The sequence below is a fragment of the Mycobacterium sp. WUMAC-067 genome, assembly GCF_020217485.1.
In the GTDB taxonomy this organism is placed as follows: Bacteria; Actinomycetota; Actinomycetes; order Mycobacteriales; family Mycobacteriaceae; genus Mycobacterium.
The window spans coordinates 250,678-274,320 of the sequence record NZ_JAEKMI010000001.1 but is presented as its reverse complement, the minus strand read 5'-3'; the positions used below and the strand labels follow the sequence as shown (position 1 = coordinate 274,320).

Here is a 23,643-nt window from a genome sequence, read left to right as displayed (position 1 = left end):
GCTGCGATGGACAACGCATCTTCGGCCACTAGCGCTGCATTGATATCCGCCGTCCCCGCCGGGCAATCGGACGCACACGCCCCCGATTACCCGGACAAGATCGACGGCAGATTGCTCTGGATCGGCGCGGTGTGCGGTCTGGCCAGCACGATGGGAAACCTGGACGGTACCGCGGTCGCCGTCGCTCAGCGGACCTTTGTCACCGAATTCGGCTCTACCCAGGCGATCGTCTCGTGGACGATGGCCGGCTACATGCTGGCGTTCGCCGCCGTCGTCCCCGTCACCGGTTGGGCCGCCGACCGATTCGGCACCAAACGCCTCTTCATGGGCGGTGTCCTGGTGTTCACGCTGGCCTCCTTGCTCTGCGCGATCGCCCCGAACATCGTGCAGCTCGTCGGCCTCCGTGTGCTCCAAGGGATCGGCAGCGGCATCATGACGCCGCTGTGCTTCGTGATCTTGACCCGCGAGTCGGGTCCCAAGCGACTCGGCCGCCTGGTCGCGATCGGGGCAGTTCCGTTCCTGCTCGGCCCACTTGGCGGGCCGATCCTGGGCGGATGGTTGATCGGCACCTGCGGCTGGGAGTGGATATTTTTGATCAACCTGCCGATCGGGCTGAGCGCCCTGGCGGTCGCGGCGGTGATGTTGCCGAAGGACCGTTCCGCGCCCTCGGAAACGCTCGACGTGACCGGAGTGCTGCTGCTCTCACCCGGCATGGCGGCCTTGCTGGGCGGGATGTCGTCCATCCCGGGACGTCGCACGCTCGCCGACCCCCATGTGCTGTTGCCCTCGATAGCCGGCCTGACACTGATTGCCGCCTTCGTTTTTCACGCCTGGCGTCGGGCGGATGCCCCACTGATCGACCTACGCCTGTTGAAGAATCGCGTGGTCCGGCAGGCCAACCTGACATTGCTGATCTTCGCGGTCACCTATGTCGGAATCTTGTTGCTTGTCCCAAGCTATTTCCAGGTTGCGCTGCACCAGACGCCGATGCAGGCCGGGGTGCACTTGATCGCCATGGGATTGGGCGTCGTACTGACCACACCCGTGGCCGGAATAGTCATGGACCGACACGGGCCGGGCAAGATCGTCCTGGCCGGCTTCCCGCTGATCGCAGCGGGATTGGGCATCTTCACCATCGGAGTCGCCCGGCAAGCAGACTATGCACCGACGCTGATGGCCGGCCTGCTGCTCATGGGCATGGGAATGGGCTGTGTCGCAACGCCTCTCTCCGCGGCGTGCGTGCAGCCGTTGGCGCCGCATCAGATCGCCCGCGGCGCGACCCTGCGCAGCGTCAACAATCAGCTCGGCGGGGCGGTCGGGGCCGCCCTGATGACGGTGCTGTTGACGAATCAGCTCATCCACCGCGAGGACACCGGCACCGCGTCCGCCCACCTCGTCCACGCCTACACGCTGGTATTTGCGGTTGCCGCCGCGGTGGCGGCGGTCGCGATCGTCGCCGCGGCGTTCCTGCCGGCGACTGCTGATGACGCAGCGCGACGAGGCCAACCTGACGAGCGCCCGAGCGCTCGCCCAATGAGAAAGTTCGTTGCCTGATGCTCAATTACGGGACGCAACCAGACACGCTGGGGCCGTTGACCGCCGCCCAGCGGGCACTATGGGCCGCGCAGCAACTTCGGCCCGAGATCCCTTACAACTTCGCCGGTTATCTGGCGATCGACCACGACGTCGACGCCGACAAGCTCATGGTTGCCTGCGAATCGGCGGCCGCGCGGTTCGGTACGCCCTGCGCGCGGCTGTCCCTCGAGGACGGCGAGCCGGTCTTCATCGTCGACCGCACTTTCCCGCTGACCCTGTGCTGCGTCGACCTGCGCGCCGCGGCCGACCCGGCGGGCGCCGCGCACAGCTGGATGGAAGACGACTACTGCCGGCCCGTCGACCTGCTCGCCGACCGGCTCATCAACTTCGCGCTGCTGCGGATCGCCGACGATCTGTCCTACTTCTACCTGCGTACCCACCACGTCCTCGTCGACGGCTACGGCGCCAACAACATCATTCGCCACGTCGCGGCGGTCTACTCGGGAGACCGGCCCCACACCGGCGAAGTCGACTTTTCCGCGTTCGCCCTGCTGCCCGAGGCCGACGGGAAGTATCGGCAGTCTTCACGCAGCGCCGCCGACGCCGAGTACTGGAAGACCGTCGTGCGGGGGCCGCTGGACATCACCGACCTGGCGGGAACGCAACGCCCCGTCGCGCCACGCCATCCGATGGTGCGCGAGTTGGTGTGCACGCACGGACTCCTGGGAAATGGCCAAGACCAGTTCGACGTCGCGAGGGTCGTCGCGGCAACGGCGGCGTTCGTCGCGAAAACGACTGGACGGCAGACTATTTCGCTGTCGCTACCGGTGTCGGCGCGGACCACCGCGGCGCTGAAGAAAAGCGCGGGCATGGTATCCAACATGGTGCCGCTGGTCATCGGCGTCGATGACGGCGACACCGTCGGCGACCTGACCGATCGGGTCGGCACGGCCGTCATCGGTGCCCTGCGGCATCAACAGTTCCGGGGCTGGCCGGACCTGGTCGCCGACGCGACCGGTCACGACACCAACCTCGAGTTCGGACAGGTGGTCAACGTCTTCAACTTCGCCGAGCCGATGCGGTTCGGTCCGTCGCTGCCCATGTGCAATGTGTTGACCACCCTGCCGATCCAAGACATGGCGATCAACATCTATCCGCCGCTCGGTGGCGGCACGCCGCGAATTCAGTTTGCCTGGAACCCAGATCGATACACCGCCGACGAGGTCGACCGGCACATCACACGTTTGGAGTCGCTGTTCGACCGCCTTCTGATGGCGGACGCATCGGTGGTGCTGCGGGAGGTGCCGCTGCTGGATCGCGGCGAACGCGATCTGCTGCTGTCGAGGTGGTCCGGCGCCGGTGTGGATGCCCCGGTCGGCTTGGCGCCGGAGCTGTTGGCCGCCGCGGTGACCGCCGATCCGGACGCGGTGGCGATCGTCGATGGTGACCGTGAGTTGTCGTACCGAGAGCTCGACGAGTCCTCGACGCGGTTGGCGCGGGCGCTGATCGATGTCGGCGTCGGCCCCGAGCGCGCGGTGGGCGTGGCGATCGACCGTTCCGCGGAATTGGTGGTCGCCTGGTGGGCGGTGGCCAAGGCCGGCGGCATGTATGTACCGGTGGATCAGGCCCAGCCGGTCGAGCGCGTCGCCGCGGTGCTCGATGCGGTGGCGGCCGTGTGCGTATTGGCTTGCGGCAGCGGCGATGTGGCCGGTGCCGGGGCGCGGCCGGTGCTCCGCGTGGACGACCCGGAGCTGGCCGGGCGAAGCGCGGATCGCATCACCGACGCGGATCGGGTGGCGCCGCTGGACGTGGACGGCGCGGCGTATGTGATCTTCACCTCGGGGTCCACCGGCACCCCCAAGGGCGTGACCGTCACGCACGCCGGCCTGTTGGGGGTGGCCTCGGCGCAGCGCGCGGTGTTCGGGTTGGGTGCGGACGCGCGGGTGCTGATGGTGGCTTCCCCGGTCTTCGATGCGTCGGTGTTCGAGATGCTCTGGGCGGCCGGCTCACGGGCAACGCAGGTCGTTGCGTCGCGCGACGTCTATGCCGGTGACGCGTTGGCCGCGTTCCTGCGGGCGCACCGGGTGAGCGCCGCCGTGTTGACGCCGACGGTGCTCTCGTCGTTGGATCCGGCGCGACTGGATGGGCTCGGCACGGTGATCACCGCCGGCGAGGCCTGCCCCGCCGAGCTGGCGGCCGTCTGGGCCACGGGCCGGCGGATGGTCAACGCCTACGGCCCGACCGAGGCCACCATCTGGGCCACGTGCAGCGCGCCGCTGGCCGCGGGGCAGCCGGTCCGCATCGGCGCCGCCATCCCCGGGGTGCGCACGCTGGTGCTCGACGCGCAACTGAACCCCGCGCCGATCGGGGTGGTCGGCGAGCTCTATCTGAGCGGGCCCGCGCTGGCGCGCGGATACGTGGGCCAGGCGGCCTTGAGCGCAGAACGCTTCGTCGCCAACCCCTTTGGCGGCGCCGGATCGCGGATGTATCGCACCGGCGACCGCGTGTGCTGGGATCCGGACGGTCAATTGCGTTACCTCGGGCGGACCGACGCGCAGGTCAAGGTTCGCGGCTATCGCATCGAACCCGGCGAGGTCCAAAGCGCCATGGCGGCGGTGGACGGGGTGGGGCAGGCGGTCGTGATCGCCCGCGAGGGGCACGGAGGCGACACGCGTCTGATCGGTTACATCACCGGGACGGCCGATCCCGTGGCGATCCGTGACCAACTCGCCGAGCGGCTCCCGGCCTACATGGTGCCCGCCGCGGTCGTCGTGATCGATGCGCTGCCCCTTACGGCCAACGGCAAGTTGGACACCCGGGCCCTGCCCGCGCCGGAATACACGGCCGGCGCCTACCGGGCGCCCGCCGACGCCGTCGAGGAGATCTTGGCCGGCATCTACGCCCAAGTCCTCGGCGTGGAGCGGGTCGGCGCGGACGACTCGTTCTTTGATCTGGGCGGCGACAGCATCATGTCGCTGCAGGTGGTGGCCCGCGCGCGGGCCGCCGGCGTGATGTGCCGTCCGCGTGACGTTTTCGTCGAGCAGACGGTGGCCCGGCTGGCCCGGGTGGCCACGGTGACCACCGGCGACGACGACGCTCTCGACGATGGCACCGGGCCGGTGACCGCGACCCCGATCATGCGGTGGCTGCACGACATCGACGGCCCGGTCGACCAGTTCAACCAGACGATGCTCGTGCAGGCCCCGGCGGGGGCGGGCGAGGCCGACGCGGTGGCGGTCCTGCAAGCGCTGCTGGACCGGCACGCCATGTTGCGGCTGCGCGTCGACGATGACGGCGCCGGCGGATGGTCGCTGTCGGTGCTCGACGCGGGTTCGGTCGATGCCGCCGGGCGCGTGCGGGCGGTGGACGTGTTGTCCGATGAGGCGCTCGTCGACGCGCGCTCGCGGCTGAACCCGGGCGCCGGGGCCATGCTCAGCGCGCTGTGGGTGTCCACCACCGGCCAGCTGGTGTTGATGATTCACCACCTGGCCGTCGACGGGGTTTCGTGGCGAATCCTGTTGGAAGACTTAAATATCGCGTGGGCCCAGCACCGTAGCGGTCAGCCGGTGGTCTTGCCGCCGGGCGGCACGTCGTTTGCCCGGTGGTCGGCGCTGCTGAACGAGCACGCGCGCCACCCCGAGGTGGTGGCCCAGGCCGACGCATGGCGGCGGGTATCGGCCACGCCCCCGGCGTTGCCGGCGGCTCACGTTACCGATACCCACGCCAATGCCGGCCATCTGTCGGCCCAGCTGGATGTCGAAACCACCCGCATGCTGCTGGGCGAGGTGCCCGCCGCGTTTCGCGTCGGCGCGCACGATATCTTGCTGATCGCGTTCGGCATGGCGGTCACGCAGCTGTCCGGCAACGGCGGCACACCGATCGGCATCGACGTGGAAGGCCATGGGCGCCAGGAGCTGAGCGCCACTGTGGACCTGTCGCGCACGGTGGGTTGGTTCACCGCCACGTACCCGGTTGCATTGCATCTTGGCGGCCTGGACTGGGCGCAGGTCGCGGCTGGTGACACCGCCCTGGGAGCGGTGCTCAAGGGGGCTAAGGAACAGCTGCGCGCCCTGCCGGACGGCCTCACCTATGGGCTGTTGCGCTACCTCAATCCCGATGCGGGCCTGGATGATTGCGATCCCACGGTCGTGTTCAATTACCTGGGACGACTCGCCGGTACGGCGGAGCTCTCCGACGACGTGTGGCGGCCAAGCCTCGACAGCTTGTCGGCCACCGCCGTCGCGTCGGCGGTGCCCGTGCCGCTGTCCCACACCGTGACGCTCGACGCCGGTGTCCTGGACGACGAGGGCGGACCACGGCTGCACGCCAACTGGACCTGGGCGACGTCGGTGCTGGATCACGCGGACGCAACACGCCTGAGCGAGTTGTGCTTTGAGGCACTGCGGGGCATCTGCGCGCACGTGCGCCGCGGTGGCGGCGGCCTCACCCCGTCGGACGTGGCCCCCGCACTTCTCACCCAGCAACAGATCGATGTCTTCGAGCGGCACGGGCGCGTCGCCGACGTCTTGCCGCTGACCCCGCTGCAGCAGGGGCTGTACTTTCACGCCGCGGCCGCGCAGGCCGGCGGCGTCGACCTGTACGCGCTCCAGCTCGAAATCGGCATCGCCGGTCCCCTCGACCCGCAGCGGCTGCGCGAGGCGGTCCACACCGCCGTGCGCCGCCACCCCAACCTCGCCGCCCGCTTCTGCGCCGACATCGACCCGCCCGTGCAGATCATCCCCGGCGACCCCACGATCCCTTGGCATTACGTCGATCTCGGCACCGATCAGGCCGACCTTGACGACCGCGTCCAACGGTTGTCCGCCGCAGAACGCGCCGCGGTCTGCGAACTGGCCGACCCGCCCGCCTTCCGGGCGACGCTTATTCGCACCGCCCACGACCGCTACCGGTTCGTGCTCACCGCCCACCACGTCGTGCTCGACGGCTCATCCCTGCCGATCCTGCTGCAGGAAATCTTCGCCGCCTACCACGCACAGCACCTGCCCGCGCCGGTGCCCTACCGGAGGTTCGTGGCCTGGCAGGCCGGCCGAGACCTCGACGCCGCGCATGCCGGCTGGCGAGAAGTGCTGGCCGGCTTCGACACTCCCACGCTGGTGGGACCGCCGCACCGGCAGAGGCTGGGGCGCCAAGGCCTGGAATCGCGCAGGCTCTCCGAACAGACCACTCAGGCGCTGCACCACTTGGCGCGGGCCCACCACACCACCATCAACACCGTGCTGCGGGCCGCGTGGGCGCAGCTGTTGATGTCGCTGACCGGGCAGCGCGATGTGGTCTTCGGCGCCGCGGTCTCGGGACGCACGGCCGACGTGGCCGGCGTCGAATCGATGGTGGGCCTGCTGATCAACACCGTGCCGGTGCGGGCGCACGTGTCCCCGCAGACCACCATCGCCGGCCTACTGAGCAAGCTGCACAACGACTTTCAGCAGACTCTGGATCACGAACACCTGGCGCTGACCGAGATTCACCGCATCACCGGTCACGACCAGCTGTTCGACACCCTGTTCGTCTTCGAGAACTACCCGCTGGATGCGGCGGCCTCGATGGAGCTCGGTGAGCTGTCCGTCACCGACTTCCGCAGTCACGAATCCACCCACTACCCACTGACCCTGCAAGCCACACCGGGCCGCGAGCTCGCGCTCGGCATCGAATACGATGCTGATCTTTTCGATGCGGGAACCGTTGCAGCGCTTGCTGACCGAGTTGAGCGAGTCCTGCTGGCGATGATCGACGACCCGTCACGGCGGCTGTCATCGGTGGACATGGTCGCGCTGGACGAGCACGAGCGTTTCGACGAGTTCGGCAATCGGGCGGTGCTTGCCCGCGCGGCGGGCGGGGCTTCCATTCCTGAACTGTTCGCCGCACAGGCGCTTCGCACACCGGACGCCGTCGCACTGAGCTGCGGCCAAGTCTCCTGGACCTACCGCGAGCTCGATCTGGCGTCTAATCGACTGGCGCACCTGTTAATCGGCCACGGCGCGCGCCCCGGACAGTCTGTGGCGCTGATGTTCGGACGATCGGCGGAGGCAATCGTCGCGATCTTGGCGGTGCTCAAGTCGGGGGCGGCGTATCTGCCGATCGACCCCGCCGTGCCCGACGCGCGCATCGAATTCGTGCTCGGCGACGCCGCGCCCGTCGCGGCGGTGACGACCGCGGAGCTGACATCGCGGTTCGACGGCCACGCACTGACCGTGATCGACGTCGCCGATCCCGGCATTACCACCCAGCCCGATGCGGGGCTGCCGCCGCCGGCCGGCGCCGACATCGCCCACATCGTGTACACCTCGGGGACCACCGGTGTGCCCAAGGGCGTAGCGACCACGCACCACAACGTGACCCAGCTGCTGGAGTCACTGCACATCGGGTTGCCGTCGGGGCCGGGGCAGGTGTGGTCGCAGTGGTATTCGTACGCGTTCGACGCCTCGGTCGAAGAGATCTGGGGCGCGCTGCTGCACGGCAGCCGCCTGCTGGTGGTGCCCGAATCGGTGGCTGCCGTCCCAGAACACTTTCAGGCCTTGCTGGTTCGCGAACGCGTCACCGTACTGCATCAGACTCCGTCCGCGCTGGCGGCGTTGTCGCCGCAGGGCCTGGAGTCCGCGGCGCTGGTGGTGGCCGCCGAGCCGTGCGCGGTGGAGATGGTGGACCGCTGGGCGCCCGGCCGGATCATGACCAATGCTTACGGCCCGACGGAAACCACGTTGTGCGTGACGGTCAGCGTGCCGCTGGTGCCCGGCGCCGGGGTGGTGCCGATCGGTGTGCCGGTCCCGGGTGCGGCGTTGTTCGTGCTCGACGCGTGGCTGCGCCCGGTGCCAGTCGGTGTGGTCGGCGAGTTATATGTGGCCGGCCGTGGTGTGGGGGTGGGGTATGTGCACCGGGCGGGGCTGACGGCGTCGCGGTTCGTGGCATGCCCGTTCGGCCAGCCCGGACAACGGATGTATCGCACCGGGGACCTGGTGTCCTGGGGCGCCGACGGCCAGTTGCGCTATCTGGGCCGCGCCGATGAGCAGGTCAAGATCCGCGGCTATCGCATCGAGCTCGGCGAAATCCAGTCGGCGCTGGGCGGTTTGGCTGCGGTGGATCAGGCCGTGGTGATCGTCCGCGAGGACCGCCCCGGCGACAAGCGCCTGGTCGGGTATGTCACCGAATCGGGGAGCGGCGCGCTGGATCCCGCCGCTGCGCGCACCGAGCTGGGTGAGCGGTTGCCCGCCTACATGGTGCCGGCGGCGATCGTGGTCGTCGAGGCGCTGCCGTTGACGGTCAATGGCAAGCTGGACGCCCGGGCACTGCCGATACCGGAATATCGCGACACCGCATATCGCGCTCCGTCGAACGCCGTCGAGGAAATCCTCGCCGGTGTCTACGCCCAAGTGCTCGGACTCGACCGCGTCGGCGTCGACGACTCGTTCTTCGACCTCGGTGGTGACTCCCTATCCGCGATGCGCCTCATCGCGACCATCAACACAACGTTGCACACAGACCTGACCGTGCGCTCCCTCTTCAACACCCCCACGGTCGCCCAGCTCGCGCCGCAACTCCGCGAAACCGCGGGGAGGGACGAGCCCTTGGTCGCTGCCGACCGGCCCGACTTGATTCCGCTGTCGTATGCCCAAAGCCGATTGTGGTTCCTCGGCCAATTGCACGGGCCCTCACCGGTTTACAACATGACCGTGGGGCTGCGGCTACGCGGGCGACTCGATGCCGGCGCGTTGGGCGCCGCGCTGCGCGACGTCGTGGCCCGCCACGAATCGTTGCGCACGATCTTCCCCCACATCGAGGGCGTGCCATACCAGGAGGTGGTGTCACCGGAGCGGGCGGACCTCGGCTGGGAGGTGGCGGATGCCACCGGGTGGACACAGGCCCGGCTGGCCGATGCCATCGACGCCGTGGCGCGCCACGCGTTCGACCTGGCGACCGAGACCCCGCTACGCGCAAAGCTTTTCAAGCTCGCCGAAGACGAGCACGTGCTGGCGGCCGTCGTGCACCATATCGCCGCCGACGGATCCTCGATCACCCCGCTGGTGCGTGACCTGGGGATGGCCTACGCCGCCCGCTGTGGCGGACAGGCCCCCGACTGGAACCCGCTGGCGGTGCAGTACGCCGACTACACGTTGTGGCAACGAGCCCGCTTCGGTGAGTTCGACGAGACCGACGGCCCGATCGCCGACCAGTTGGCCTACTGGCAAGGGGCTTTGGCCGGGATGCCCGAACGCCTGGAGCTGCCCACCGATCGGCCGTATCCCGCGGTCGCCGACTATCGGGGTGCCAATGCGGCCGTGGAGTGGTCCGCCGACGTGCAGCAGCGGGTGCGCGCGTTGGCCCGTGAGCACGACGCGACGAGCTTCATGGTGATGCAGGCCGCGCTCGCGGTGCTGCTGGGCAAGCTATGCGCGACCGACGATGTGGCCGTGGGGTTCCCGGTCGCCGGGCGGCCCGACCCCGCGCTGGATGACCTGGTGGGCTTCTTCGTCAACAGATTGGTACTACGGGTCGAGCTGGCCGGCGATCCCACCGTCGCCGACGTGCTGGCTCAGGTTCGCTCCCGCAGTCTCGCCGCCTACGAGCACCAGGATGTGCCCTTCGACGTGTTGGTGGACCGGCTCAATCCGGCCCGATCGATGGCGCAGGCCCCGCTGGTCCAGGTGTCGTTGGCATGGCAGAACCTGCCCGGGCAGCACGACCCGGCGGCCGGACTGGACTTGGGCGATCTGCATATCACCCCGATGCCGCTGGACACCCACACCGCGCGCATGGACCTGACCCTCTCGCTGGCCGAACGGTGGAATCAGGCAGGCGAACCCGCGGGGATTTCCGGGGCGGTGGAATTCCGCACCGATGTGTTCGACGCGAAAAGCGTTGAGGCGCTGATCGCCCGGTTGGAGCGGGTGGTGGCGGCCATGACGGCGGATCCCACCCGCCGGTTGTCGTCCATCGATGTGCTCGACGAAGGCGAATACGCGCGGCTGGACGAGATGGGCAACCGCGCCGCGTTGACCCAGCCCGTCGCCGGCGTGTCGATACCGGAACTGTTTGCGGCGCAGGCGAATCAAACGCCCGACGCGGTGGCGATCACCTGTGCGGGCCGCTCGATGACCTACGACGAGTTGGAGCGGGCCGCCAATCGGTTGGCGCACCACCTGGCCGGCCAGGGTGTGGGGCCGGGTCAGTGTGTGGCGCTGCTGCTTTCGCGCTCGACCGAAGCCATCATGGCCATCCTGGCCGTTTTGAAGACGGGGGCGGCATACCTGCCCATCGATCCCGCGGTGCCCGATGCCCGGATCGGGTTCCTTGTCGGCGACGCCGGACCGATCGCCGCGCTCACCACCGCCGAGTTGGCCGGCCGGCTCGAAGGTTACGACCTGCGCGTCATCGATGTCGACGTGCCGGTCGACGCCCAGCCCGGCTTCGCGCCCCCGGCGCCGGCCGCTGACAACATCGCCCACATCATCTACACCTCGGGCACGACTGGCGTCCCCAAAGGTGTTGCGGTGACACACCACAACGTCACACAGTTGATGCGGGGACTGGACGCGGGCATGACCGCACCCGGACCGGTGAAGGTGTCGACGCAGTGGCATTCCTATGCGTTCGACGCGTCGGTCCGCGAGATCTGGGGTGCGTTGCTGCACGGCGGGCGGCTGGTCGTGGTGCCCGAGGCGGTGGCGGGATCACCGGAAGAGCTGCGCGCCCTGCTGGTCGACGAACGGGTCGACGTGGTGAGCCAGACCCCATCCGCCTTGGCCGCGTTGGCCCTCGACGGTCTGGAATCGGCGGCGTTGATCGTGGGCGGAGAGGCCTGCCCGACCGAGTTGGTGGATCGGTGGGCGCCGGGGCGGGTGATGACGAACGCGTACGGCCCCACGGAAACCACCGTGGACGTGACGATCAGCGCCCCGCTGGAGGCGGGCGCCCCGGCGGTGCCCATCGGCGCGCCGGTGGCGGGTGCGGCGCTGTTCGTTCTCGACAAGTCGCTGCGCCCGGTGCCGCCCGGGGTGGTCGGCGAGTTGTATGTGGCCGGCCGCGGCGTCGGCGTCGGATACCTGCGCCGCGCGGCGCTGACGGCATCGCGATTCGTGGCATGCCCGTTCGCGGAAGTACCCGGCGCCCGCATGTACCGCACCGGTGACCTGGTGCGCTGGGGCGCCGACGGGCAGCTGCACTACGTGGGGCGCGCCGACGAGCAGGTCAAGATCCGCGGCTACCGCGTCGAGCTCGGCGAAATCCGCACCGCGCTGGCCGGTTTGGACGGCGTGGAGACCGCGGCGGTGATCGCCCGCGAGGACCGCCACGGCGCCTTGCGACTCGTCGGCTACATCACCGGCACCGCGGACCCGGCCGTCGCGCGCGCCGAGCTGGCCACCCGGCTGCCCGCCTACCTGGTGCCTGCCGCGATCGTGGCGATCGACGCGTTGCCGCTGACCGTCACCGGCAAGCTGGACACCCGCACACTGCCCGCACCGGAATACCGCGACGCCGCATACCGCGCCCCGGGCAACGCCATCGAGGAAATCCTGGCCGACACCTACGCCGAAGTTCTCGGCCTGGACCGCGTCGGCGTCGACGACTCCTTCTTCGACCTGGGCGGGGATTCCCTGACCGCGATGCGCCTGATCGCCGCGATCAACAAGACGCTGAACACCCGCCTGGGCGTGCGCGCCCTCTTCGACACACCCGACATCGCCCAGTTGGCCCCCCGGGTCCGCGCGGGCGAGGCCGGGCTGGAGCCGTTGGTGGCGGGGGAGCGGCCCGACGTTATTCCGCTGTCCTACGGACAGAGCCGGCTGTGGTTCCTCGACCAATTGCACGGCGCCTCACCGGTTTACAATATGGCGGTGGCGCTGCGGTTGAGCGGGCGGCTCGACGCCGACGCGTTGGCTGCGGCGCTGACCGACGTGCTGGCCCGCCACGAAGCGCTGCGCACCGTGTTTCCGCACACCGACGGCGTGCCTTACCAGGACGTGGTGGCGACCGAGCGCGCGGACTTCGGTTGGGAGGTCGTCGATGCCACCGCATGGCCGCCCGCCCGGCTGGACGACGCCGTCGGCGCCGCCGCCTATCACCGGTTCACGCTGGGTACCCAGATTCCCTTGTTCGCCAAGCTTTTCCGCCTCGCCGAGGATGAGCATGTGCTGGTCGCCACCGTGCATCACATCGCGGCCGACGGCTGGTCCGTGGCCCCGCTGGTGCGCGACCTGGGAGCGGCCTATGCCGCCCGGCGGGCAGGCCAGGCCCCCGGGTGGGCCGCGCTGCCCGTGCAATACGCCGACTACACGCTGTGGCAGCGCGCCAAATTCGGCGACCTCGAGGACAGCGACAGCCCCATCGGCGTCGAGCTGGCCTACTGGCAGGAGGTGCTGGCGGGGATGCCCGAGCGGCTGCCACTGCCCACCGACCGGCCCTACCCGCCGGTCGCCGACTACCGCGGTGCGAGCGTGGCCGTGGAATGGCCGGCGGAGCTGCAGCAGCGGGTGCGTGCCCTGGCCCGCGCGCACAACGCGACCAGCTTCATGGTCATCCAGGCCGCCCTCGCCGCGCTGCTCTCCAAACTCACCGCGATCAACGACATTTCGGTCGGGTTCGCCATCGCGGGTCGCACCGACGCCGCGCTCGATCAGCTGGTCGGGTTCTTCGTCAACACCCTGATCCTGCGCGTGGACGTCAGCGGGGACGCCACGGTCGCCGACCTGTTGGCCCAGGTCCGCTCCCGCAGCCTGGAGGCCCTCGAACACCAGGATGTGCCCTTCGAATTGCTGGTGGAAAGGCTCAACCCGATCCGGTCTTTGGCCCACCACCCGCTGGTCCAGGTTTCGATGACCTGGCAGAACCTCCGCGAGCACGGCAACGACCCCGCCGCGGGCCTGGACCTGGGCGACCTGCAGGTCACCCAGCTGCCCCTGGAAACCCGCACGGCCCGCATGGATCTGACCTTTTCCCTCGGCGAACGCTTCACCGAGGACGGCGAGCCCGCGGGCATCGGCGGCGCGGTGGAATTCCGCACCGACGTGTTCGACGCCAAAACCGTTGAGGGCCTCATCGATCGGCTGGAACGCGTGTTGGCGGCGATGACAACCGACCCGGCCCTGCGGCTGTCGTCGGTGGACGTTCTCGACGCCGCCGAACGTGCGCACTTGGATGCGCTGGGGAATCGGGCGGCGTTAGACGCGCCCACCGCCGGTGTGTCGGTCCCGGAGCTGTTCGCCCGGCAGGTGGCTCGCACCCCGGACGCGGTGGCGGTCAGTTGCGGCGGCGGCTCGATGACGTATCGGGAGCTCGACGAGGCCGCCAATCGGTTGGCGCACTTGCTGATCGACCATGGTGCCCGCCGCGGTGAATGCGTGGCGGTGTTGTTCGAACGCTCGGCGCCGGCGATCGTGGCGATTTTGGGGGTGCTCAAGTCCGGGGCGGCGTATCTGCCGATGGATCCGGCGGTCCCCGACGCCCGTATCGAGTTCATGGTCGGCGACGCGCGCCCGGTCGCGGCGGTGACCACCACCGGGCTGGTCGATCGGTTCGCCGGGCTCGTGGTTCCGGCACTCGAAATGAATGACCCCGCGATGACGCGCCAACCGTGCACCGGGTTGCCGATGCCGGATGGCGAGGACATCGCCCACATCATCTACACCTCGGGCACGACCGGGGTGCCCAAAGGCGTTGCAACCACGCATGCCAATGTGACGCAGTTGCTGGGGACGCTGCACGTCGGGTTGCCCTCGGGGCCCGGACAGGTGTGGTCGCAGTGGTATTCGTATGCCTTCGACGCCTCGGTGGAAGAGATCTGGGGCGCCTTGCTGCACGGGTCGCGGTTGGTCATCGTGCCTGAGTCGGTGGCCGCGTTGCCAGAAGACCTGCAGGCCTTGCTGATTGACGAGCAGGTCACCGTATTGCACCAGACCCCCTCGGCGGTCTCGGCGCTGTCACCGCGGGTGCTGGGGTCCACGGCGTTGGTGGTGGCCGCCGAGGCGTGCTCGGCCGAACTGGTGGATCGGTGGGCGCCCGGGCGGGTGATGACCAATGCCTACGGGCCGACCGAGACCACGATGTGCGTGGCGGTCAGCCCGCCGCTGAGCGCCGGGATGGGGACGCCACCGATCGGCGCGCCCGTGCCCGGGGCGGCGTTCTTCGTCCTCGACCCGTGGCTGCGGCCGGTGCCGATGGGCACCGTGGGCGAGTTGTACGTGGCCGGGCGCGGGCTCGGCGCCGGCTATCTGCGGCGGCCGGGCTTGACCGCGTCCCGGTTCGTGGCGTGCCCATTCGGACAGCCCGGACAGCGGATGTATCGCACCGGGGATCTGGTGCGCTGGCGTCCCGATGGACAGTTGCAGTACCTGGGCCGCATCGACGAGCAGGTCAAGATCCGCGGATACCGCATCGAGCTCGGCGAAATTCAGGCGGCACTAAGCGGTTTGGACGAGGTGGATCAGGCCGTCGTGATCGTGCGTGAGGACCGCCCCGGCGACAAGCGTTTGGTGGGCTATGTCACCGAGTCGGCCCCGGGGGCACTGGATGTGGTCACCGCGCGGGCGCGGCTGCGAGAAGGGTTGCCGCCCTACATGGTTCCCGCCGCCCTGGTGGTGATCGAGGCGTTGCCGCTGACGGTCAACGGCAAGCTCGACACCCGCGCGCTGCCGGTGCCGACCTACCGCGACGCAGACTATCGCGCCCCGGGCAACGAACTCGAACACCTGCTCGCCGAGACCTACGCCGAGGTTCTGGGCCTGGACCGCGTGGGGATGGACGACTCCTTCTTCGACCTCGGCGGCGACTCCCTGTCCGCGATGCGGCTGGTCGCCACCCTCAACAAGGCTCTGCAGACCCACCTGAGCGTGCGGACCCTGTTCAACGCCCCTACCGTCGCCGCCCTGAGCCAACAGGTGGACAAACACACCGATGACCCGCGCTTCGTCGCCGTCCACGGCGCGCAGGCCGCCGAGGTGTATGCCCGTGACTTGACGCTGGACAAGTTCATCGACGCCGCGACGCTGGCCGCGGCTTCGTCGTTGCCGGGACCCGGCACCGAGATACGTACCGTGTTGCTCACCGGGGCAACGGGATTCCTTGGACGGTATCTGGCGCTGCAGTGGCTCGAGCGGCTGGAACTGGCCGACGGAAAGCTGATCTGCCTGGTGCGCGCCGGCTCCGACGAGGAGGCGCGCCGCCGCCTGGAGAAGACCTTCGACAGTGGGGACCCACAGCTGCTGCGGTATTTCCACGAGCTGGCCGGCGACCATCTCGAGGTCATCGCGGGCGACAAGGGCGAGGCGAACCTGGGCCTCGACGAGCAAACCTGGCGCCGGCTGGCCGAATCCGTCGATCTGATCGTGGATCCCGCGGCCGTCGTCAACGGCGCGCTGCCCTACAGCGAGTTGTTCGGACCCAACGTGGCGGGCACCGCCGAGCTGATCCGGTTGGCCCTCACCGCGAAACTCAAGCCTTTCACCTACGTGTCGACGGCCAACGTCGGCGATCAGGTCGCGCCGGCGGCGTTCACCGAGGACGCCGACATCCGGATCATCAGCTCCAGCCGGCGCAACGACGGCAGCCGCGCCAACGGCTACGGCAACAGCAAGTGGGCCGGTGAGGTGTTGCTGCGGGAGGCCAACGACCTGTACGGGCTGCCGGTCGCGGTGTTCCGCAGCGGAATGATTTTGGCCGACACCACCTTTGCGGGCCAGCTCAACCTGTCGGACCTGGTCACCCGGATGGTGCTCAGCGTGGTCGCCACCGGTGTCGCGCCGCGGTCGTTCTATCAGCTTGACGCCCAAGGCAATCGGCAGCGGGCGCACTATGACGGGCTGCCCGTGGAATTCGTCGCCGAGGCGATCGCCACGTTGGGGGCCCGCGTCGGCCGGGAATCGGGGAGCGGGTTTGAGACCTATCACGTGATGAACCAGCACGACGACGGCATCGGGCTCGACGAGTACGTCGACTGGTTGATCGAGGCCGGTCATCCGATCGAGCGCATCGACGACTTCGGCGACTGGCTGCGCCGGTTCGAGGCCGGGCTGCGTGCACTGCCGGATCGGGTGCGCGAGCATTCCATCCTGGCGGTGTTGATGTCGACGAATGCGCTTCAGTTGCAGCCCGCGGACCCGGCCTGGAATTCCGCCGTCTCGACCGATCGGTTCCGCGCCGCGGTCCAAGACGCGAAAGTCGGCCCCGACAAGAACAATCCGGACATTCCGCATGTCACGCCGGGAGTGATCATCCAGTACGTCGTCGGCTTGCAGCTGTGCGGGCTGCTCTAACCCCGGGGACCGTCAGCCGCTCAGGCCCGCCTCGAGCTTGGTGTCGGTGGATTTCACGTCGCGCCCCGCGCCGGCCGACACGGTCGCCGCCTCACCGCGGGCCAGCCCCACCGTCGCGACGATCACCACCACCGCCGTCGCGGCGAGGGCGAGCCACTCCCAGCCGCTGGCCGCCAACGTCTCGCCGAGCACGACGATCCCGAGGATCCCGCCCACCACGGGCTTCGCCACGATGATCGTGGGCAGGGATGCGGTGAGCGCGCCGGCCCGATACGCCGATTGGTGATAGATCATGCCGGCCACCCCGCAGGCCACCAGCGCGTAGAGCTCGAAGGAACGCCACACCTGGCCCGGGTGGCGCTCGAGGATGTCGACGACGCCCTTCATCAGGACCGCGAACACCGCCAGCAGCGAGCCGGCCACCGCCGCAAGCAGCAGCGCCGCGACGGGACGATCCACCCAGATGCGGGCGCCCAACAAGCCCAGCAGCAACAGCGGGCCGATCACCGCGGCCACCACGAGCCACGTCTGCAGCGGCGCCCGCTGCTGACCGCCGGTCGGGTCTCCGATCGCGATGAGCACCGCCAGCGCGACCGCCAGTAGTAGCGCCCAGGTCCACTCCCGGCGGGTGATCGGGTGATGGCTCATCCGCGCGTAAATCGGCAGCGCGAACAGCAGCGCCGTCACCTGCAGCGACATCACCAGCAACACCGAGCCCTTGTCGAGGGCGGCGGCCAGCAGCAGGTAACTGCCGATGTCGCCCAAACCGCCCAGCCACCACCGGGTGTCGCGCAGCAACATGCCGAACAACGTCAGGTGGCCCACCCGCCTGTCGGTGACCTCCTGCGCGGACCGCTGACGCACGACGTTGCCGATCGCAGATGCCAGCGCGGCGCACAGGGCAAGAATGGCCGCCAGATGCACGTCGGACATGGCATAACCTCCTCACCCAGCTGGCTTGCGCTTGAACTACCAATTTAATGCGGCCCGGGGCGACCGGCGCGCCCGAGGTTGTCCGGCCGCAAAGACCCGGCCCGCTCAGAGCGGGAATGTGGTTCCGGTGAGCCGCTCGGACAGCTCCCAGAGCGCGGCGGCGGTGCCCGCGCGCCTGGCCGGCCAGTTGCGCCACGTCGGCTGGGTGCGGCCGTACAGTCCGAACCGCGGACCGACGAAGGTGTTGCCCGGCAGATCCTGCGACACCGCATACAGCGTCTGGCGGGCGCCGAAATCGGCGTCGGTGGACACGATGCGGTCGACCGCCAGGACCGCCGCGTCGCCGAGTTTGCGCCCGGAGTTGCCCTGCAGGTTCGTGTGCGACCAGCCGGGGTGGGCGGCCAGGGCGCGCAGCGACGAACCGACGCCGTCCAGGCGCCGTTGCAGCTCGCTGGTGAACAGCAGATTGGCCAGCTTCGACTGGCTGTAGGACAGCCACGCCGAATACGGCCGGGACCGAAAGTTCAAGTCTTTGAGGCTGATATAGCCGAAGTGGTGCATCAGCGAGGACACCGTCACCACGCGGTCGGTCAGCTTGGGCAACAGCAGGTTGGTCAGCGCGAAATGGCCGAGGTGGTTGGTGCCGATCTGACCCTCGAAGCCGTCGACGGTCACCGCGTGTTTGGTGGCCATGATGCCCGCGTTGTTGACCAGGATGTCGACCTTCTCGATGCCCTCGGCGAAGCGCCGCACCGACCCCAGATCTTGCAGATCGAGCTCGCGCACCTCGACCCGGCCGGCGGCCGAGCGCGCCATGCGGGCGGCCGCGGCGTGACCCTTGTCGGTGTTGCGGACGGCCAGGATGACGTGGCCACCGACCCGGACCAACTCGCGGGCGGTGATCTCACCCAGCCCGGCGTTGGCGCCGGTGATGATGATGGTCCGTCCGGCGAACGAGGGCAGCTGGGCTGCGGTCCAATCGGCCATGGCAGACACCCTAACCACGCAGCCGCGAACGCCGCCGCGGGGCCGAGCGGCCTCGCGGTGGCGCCGAGGACGCGTTCGGGGTCCGGCGGTGCTCCCGGGTATCGTGCCTGGGATGACCAGCGACATCCCACCGGCGCGGGTAGCACGACAGCGGTGTTTTGTCAGGTACGCGCGGGGGATCGCCGGATGTTTCTAGGCGTCATCGTCAATCCGAAAGCGCGGAAGAATCGTGCCGCTCCCCGCGATCGCATCGACGAGCTGCGTCGCCTCGTCGGTCCCTGGGGCGAGGTGCACGAGACCGCATCCATCGACGATCTCCGCGACACCATCAAGCGGATCGGCCCGCGCGTCACCCACCTGGTGGGCGACGGCGGCGACGGCGCGCTGCATTGGTTGATCAACGAAACCGAGCAATGCGAACCGGACCCCGAACGCTGGCCGGCGTTCGTCCCCTCCAACGGTGGCAGCGTGAACGCCGTTGCGCGCAAGGCCCGGGTGCGCGGCCGGCCGGAGACGATCATCCGCGCATTGACGGCGGCCGCCGAAGCCGATCGACCTCCGCCCGAGGTGCGCCTGGACACGTTGGTGCTCGACGGCGAAACCGCCGACGGCGCGGCGTTTCATCGGCTCTGCTTCGGGCTGGCCGCCGGGGGTGTCGGCAACCGCTTCTATGACCGGTACTACGCGGCCCCCGACCACGGTCGGCTGGCCGTCGCGCGGGTGATCGCCCGCAGCTTCGGCGACTACATCACGTCCAAGGTCGCCCCGAGCCGGGTGAAGACCCCGAACTACGCGTCGATCCTGTTTACCCCGACGAGCGCCCGCGTCGTCATCGACGGCGACGAGGTCCCGTCTCGCACGCACAGCCTGCTGCACGCGGGCGCGATCGACCTGCGCATCGGTGGCCCCCTGCGGTTGTTCCCGAAGGCGGCCGAACCCGGCGCGCTGCACTTTCAGGCCGGATACCTACGGCCCTCGAGAATCGTGGCGCAGCTTCCCACCGCCCTCACCAACGGCATGCTCCGTGGCAAGGGGCTGCGCGACGTCAACGGCCACGAGATGATCATCGAAGCCGAGGGCGAGCCGCTGTCGCCCATCATCGATGGGGAGCGCTTCCTGGGCATCGTGAAGCTCGTGGCCCGGGCGGGGCCGCGGATCCGCATCGCGCAGGTCGCGCCGTCCAGCATCGCCCGGGCGCGCAGCGCGACGGCGTCGTGACGCACGCCACGTCATAGTTCCGCAATCCGGTTCCGACACCGTGCGGCGCGCGTAAAAGGCCCGGTAAATCCGACCCCGGAAATGCTTTATGGCTTTGCGAATTGACGCCTCGGCCAAGCGGATGAAAGACTATTACGGCCCGCACTATAGGCATCTGAATTACGCGAATTAGTACATCCGTAGGTCAGTATCTGAGGAGCCTGTTCGGGCAATAACGCCAGGTCGCTGACCACTGAGATACTGAAGTCCGTATCGTCGCAGATCAGCATTTGCGGAATTAATTTCGCCGCTTAAGCCAGAGCTGTGAATGTGTTGTGCATAGCCCATTAATGGCGCTGAATGTTTTGCTCTTCACCGGTCGGCGGCGCTACATTGGTTTTATATTCATGACGGAAGTCGTTCCCGGGCTCAGCCCGAACCGGAAGGGGGTCGCTCCTACGATGGAGACGCTGATCGATTACCTGCACAAGTGGGAAGCGCTGAAGCCGGACCAGACCCTTTTCCGCTTCGTCGACGTCGACGGGCGCGAACTCGAGCACTACACCTATCAGGGCTTCGCCGACCGTACCCGCGAGCTGGCCGCCTACCTCTCCAAAGAGGCCGGCCTCAAGGCGGGTGAGCGGGCGTTGCTCGTCTACCCCCCCGGCCTGGAGATGATCGCGGCGCTGTATGCCTGCGCGCGCATCGGGGTGATCGCCGTTCCGGTCAGCCCTCCGCTGCCCATGTCGTTCGATTCCGGGCTGGCCAAGCTCAGCTTCATCGCGCGGGATTGCGGCGCCAGGGCCGTGCTGTCGACGAAGCAGTTCGAGTACGACTTCCGGCTGCTGCTCGGCCAGCGGCACGGTGGGCAGGGCTGGTCCGACGCCGCCCTGCCCGAGCTGCCCTGGTTCGCCACCGACGGTGCCCAAGAGTTCGGCGGCGCCCCGGTGGCGGACACCCCGGGGGACGTGCTCTTCCTGCAATACACGTCGGGCTCGACGAACGACCCCAAGGGCGTCATCGTCAGCCACGCCAACGTGATTGCCAACGGGTCCGCCTTCACCGGCGACGTGGTGCTGGCCTCGTGGCTTCCGCAGCATCACGACATGGGCCTGATCTCAGCCTACATGTTCATCCTGCTGCTGGGTGGGTCCACCCATGCGATGTCGCCGTTGGACTTCCTCGCACGGCCCTCGTCGTGGCTTCGGCTCATCAGCGACGTCCGCGCCACACACACGCCGGGACCGAACTTCGCGCTCGAATACTGCCTGCGTGAGGACAAGCTGCCCGCCGCCGAGCTCGCCGGTGTCGACCTGAGCAGCCTCGAGTGCATCGTCGTGGGGGCGGAACCGTTGCGGGCCAACACCTTCGACCAATTCCGGCAGCGGTTCGCCGACTATGGCCTGCGGCCCGAAGCGCTGACGGGCGCTTACGGCATGGCCGAGTCCACGCTGATCGTGTCGATCCGGGGGCGCCAGACCATCGCGGTGAACAAGCGGGGGCTGGAAAAGAATGTCGCGCGGGTCGAAAAGGCGTTGCCGGAGAACAGCAATCAGGTGCCGTTGGTCAGCTGCGGCAAGCCCATCGACGACACGCTGGTTCGCATCGTCGAACCCGAATCGCGAAAGGCGCTGGGCGAGGGCCGGGTCGGCGAAGTCTGGCTGGACGGGCCCTCCAAGGGCGGCGGCTACTGGAACCGCCCGGAGCTCACCGCGGAGATGTTCGGCGCCCGCATAGCCGGCGATGACGAACACACCTACCTGCGCACCGGCGATCTCGGCTTCCTCTACGAGGGCGAGCTGTTCGTCTGCGGCCGCAGCAAGGATCTGATCATCGTGCGCGGTGTCAACTGCTACCCCTCCGACATCGAAGCCATCGTCGAACGCTCGGACGCGCACGTCCGCAGCGGGTGCGTCGCCGCGCTGTCGGTCGAGCGCGACGAGCAGGAGGCGTTGGTCGTGGTCGCCGAGGTGCGAGACGAGCACAACCTGCCCGACGCGAAGGCCCTGGCCCGCGCCATCCGGCGGCACTGCCACGTCGATCCGCACACCATCGTGTTCGCGCCGCCGCGCAGCATCCCCAAGACCACCTCGGGCAAGATCCGGCGCGCGCGGACCCGCCAGCTGTGGCTGGACGGCACGCTGCCCGCGTTCACTAGTTGGGTCAACCCGGCGGTCACCCGGGCCCACGAGGGTCTGGAGGTCGGTGCGGGCCCGCTGGAGCGGTTCCGCAATCTCATCGAGAGCTACGACCTCACCGGCGACGAGGACTGCTCGTTCGCCGACCTCGGCATCGATTCGCTGGCGCTGGCCGAACTGCGCACCGACCTGCAGGCCGTGCTGGAGGAGCACGGCGCGGGCGAGCTCGCCGAAGAGGTCAACACGCGCCTGCTGCAGCGGCTGACGGTGGCCGAATTCTTCGGGCTGATGCGGCAATTCGGGGAGGGATCCGGGCAGCCGCTGGACGCCCTGCGCCGGGCGCTGGACCAGATCTCCGCCGACTACGAGGCATACGAGACCGCCCAGATGCGCGCCGACGCCGCCCTGCCGCTGCCGGAGCCGGCACCGGCGCGGGCGGGTGCGCCCACCGACATCCTGCTGACCGGCGCGACCGGGTTCCTGGGGCCGTTCCTGGTGGGCAGCCTGCTCGGCAGGACGTCCTACAAGGTGCACGCACTGGTGCGCGCCACGGACGCGGCGCACGGCTTGGACCGCATCGTCGCGTCGCTGCGCCGCGCTCAGCTCTGGACGCCGGCGCTGGAGGCCGAGGTCCGGGCGCGGGTGCGGGTGATCTGTGGCGATCTCGCCGAGCCCGCGCTGGGCATCGGGGAGGCGGCCTTCCAGCAACTCGCCGAGGACGTCGACGCCGTCGTGCACAACGGCGCCCTGGTCAACTACGTGCGGACCTACGACGCCCTGCGGCCCGCCAACGTGGAGGGCACCCGCGAGCTGTTGCGGCTGGCGATGACCGCCCACCGCAAGACTTTCCACCTGGTCTCGAGCACCTTCATCTACGGCTGGAGCACCGAGCCGGTGGTCGGGGAGTGGGACGCGAACGAGAAGATGGCCGGGCTGGACTTCGGCTACTCGCAAACCAAGTGGGTCGGCGAGCAGCTGGCGCTGGCCGCGCAGCGCAAAGGGCTCGACGTCCGCATCTACCGGCCCTCGCTGATCTCTCCGACCCGGGCGGGCTTCGGCAGCCAGGACGACATCTTGGTGCGCCTCACGGCGTTCATGATCGAGCACGGCCTGGCCGTCAACGCGCTCAACCAGATCAGCCTGCTGCCGGCGGACCTGATCGCGGACCACATCGTCGCGCTGATGGATCTCCCGGACGAGTCGGGCAGTGTTTTCAATATGACGGCCGACGACTACTACAACCTGACCGACATCACCCGGATCCTGTCCGAACGCTACGGGTATCGCTTTGACTACCACGACATTCCGTCGTTCGCCGAGCAGCTGGACCGCCGCTGCACGCCGAACGACCAGATGTATCCGCTGGTTGACTTCCTCACGCGGTCGGCGGGCAAGATCGCGGCGATGCGCGACAAGCGCTACGACAACACCCAGTACCGGCACCGGCGGGGGCTCGCCACGGTCCGCCTGCGCGAGCCGGCCCTGACCGAGACGGTCGATTACCTCGTCCGGTTCTTGCGCAGCGAGCGTCTGATCACTGAGGTAGAGGATGAGGCGCAACGCAGCGCCTAGCACGGAAAGGGATGGCAACG

At 68.9% G+C, this 23,643-nt stretch carries 6 protein-coding genes; 4 read left to right on the top strand and 2 right to left on the bottom strand.

Annotated elements, in window-relative coordinates:
* Positions 1-6 precede the first annotated feature (6 nt).
* Complete coding sequence (locus JF781_RS01310) at positions 7-1,554, top strand: DHA2 family efflux MFS transporter permease subunit (RefSeq protein ID WP_225326341.1); 1,548 nt, start codon at positions 7-9, stop codon at positions 1,552-1,554.
* Positions 1,554-16,796 (top strand): amino acid adenylation domain-containing protein, encoded by a 15,243-nt coding sequence (locus JF781_RS01305; protein WP_374109653.1) that lies wholly within the window; start codon positions 1,554-1,556, stop codon positions 16,794-16,796. Before JF781_RS01310 ends, JF781_RS01305 begins: the two co-directional genes overlap by 1 nt.
* A 12-nt stretch (positions 16,797-16,808) precedes the next feature.
* On the opposite strand, the gene JF781_RS01300 is transcribed toward JF781_RS01305, so the two are convergent.
* A complete protein-coding gene (locus JF781_RS01300; protein WP_225326342.1) occupies positions 16,809-17,729 on the bottom strand; it encodes a DMT family transporter in 921 nt (306 codons plus the stop codon).
* 105 nt (positions 17,730-17,834) lie between these two features.
* Entirely contained in the window at positions 17,835-18,716 is an 882-nt protein-coding gene (locus JF781_RS01295; RefSeq protein WP_225326343.1) for an oxidoreductase, read from the bottom strand.
* A 186-nt stretch (positions 18,717-18,902) separates the two neighbouring features.
* Here JF781_RS01295 and JF781_RS01290 point away from each other — a divergent pair, with 186 nt between their 5' ends.
* A complete protein-coding gene (locus JF781_RS01290) occupies positions 18,903-19,934 on the top strand; it encodes a diacylglycerol kinase family protein (RefSeq protein WP_225326344.1) in 1,032 nt (343 codons plus the stop codon).
* Positions 19,935-20,374: 440 nt separating this feature from the next.
* A complete protein-coding gene (locus JF781_RS01285; protein WP_225326345.1) occupies positions 20,375-23,623 on the top strand; it encodes a thioester reductase domain-containing protein in 3,249 nt (1,082 codons plus the stop codon).
* Positions 23,624-23,643 lie beyond the last annotated feature (20 nt).

Coding starts and splice junctions, on each gene's coding strand:
- JF781_RS01310 (WP_225326341.1), top strand. CDS start 7: ATGGACAACGCATCTTCGGCCACTAGCGCTGCATTGATATCCGCCGTC.
- JF781_RS01305 (WP_374109653.1), top strand. CDS start 1,554: ATGCTCAATTACGGGACGCAACCAGACACGCTGGGGCCGTTGACCGCC.
- JF781_RS01300 (WP_225326342.1), bottom strand. CDS start 17,729: ATGTCCGACGTGCATCTGGCGGCCATTCTTGCCCTGTGCGCCGCGCTG.
- JF781_RS01295 (WP_225326343.1), bottom strand. CDS start 18,716: ATGGCCGATTGGACCGCAGCCCAGCTGCCCTCGTTCGCCGGACGGACC.
- JF781_RS01290 (WP_225326344.1), top strand. CDS start 18,903: ATGTTTCTAGGCGTCATCGTCAATCCGAAAGCGCGGAAGAATCGTGCC.
- JF781_RS01285 (WP_225326345.1), top strand. CDS start 20,375: ATGGAGACGCTGATCGATTACCTGCACAAGTGGGAAGCGCTGAAGCCG.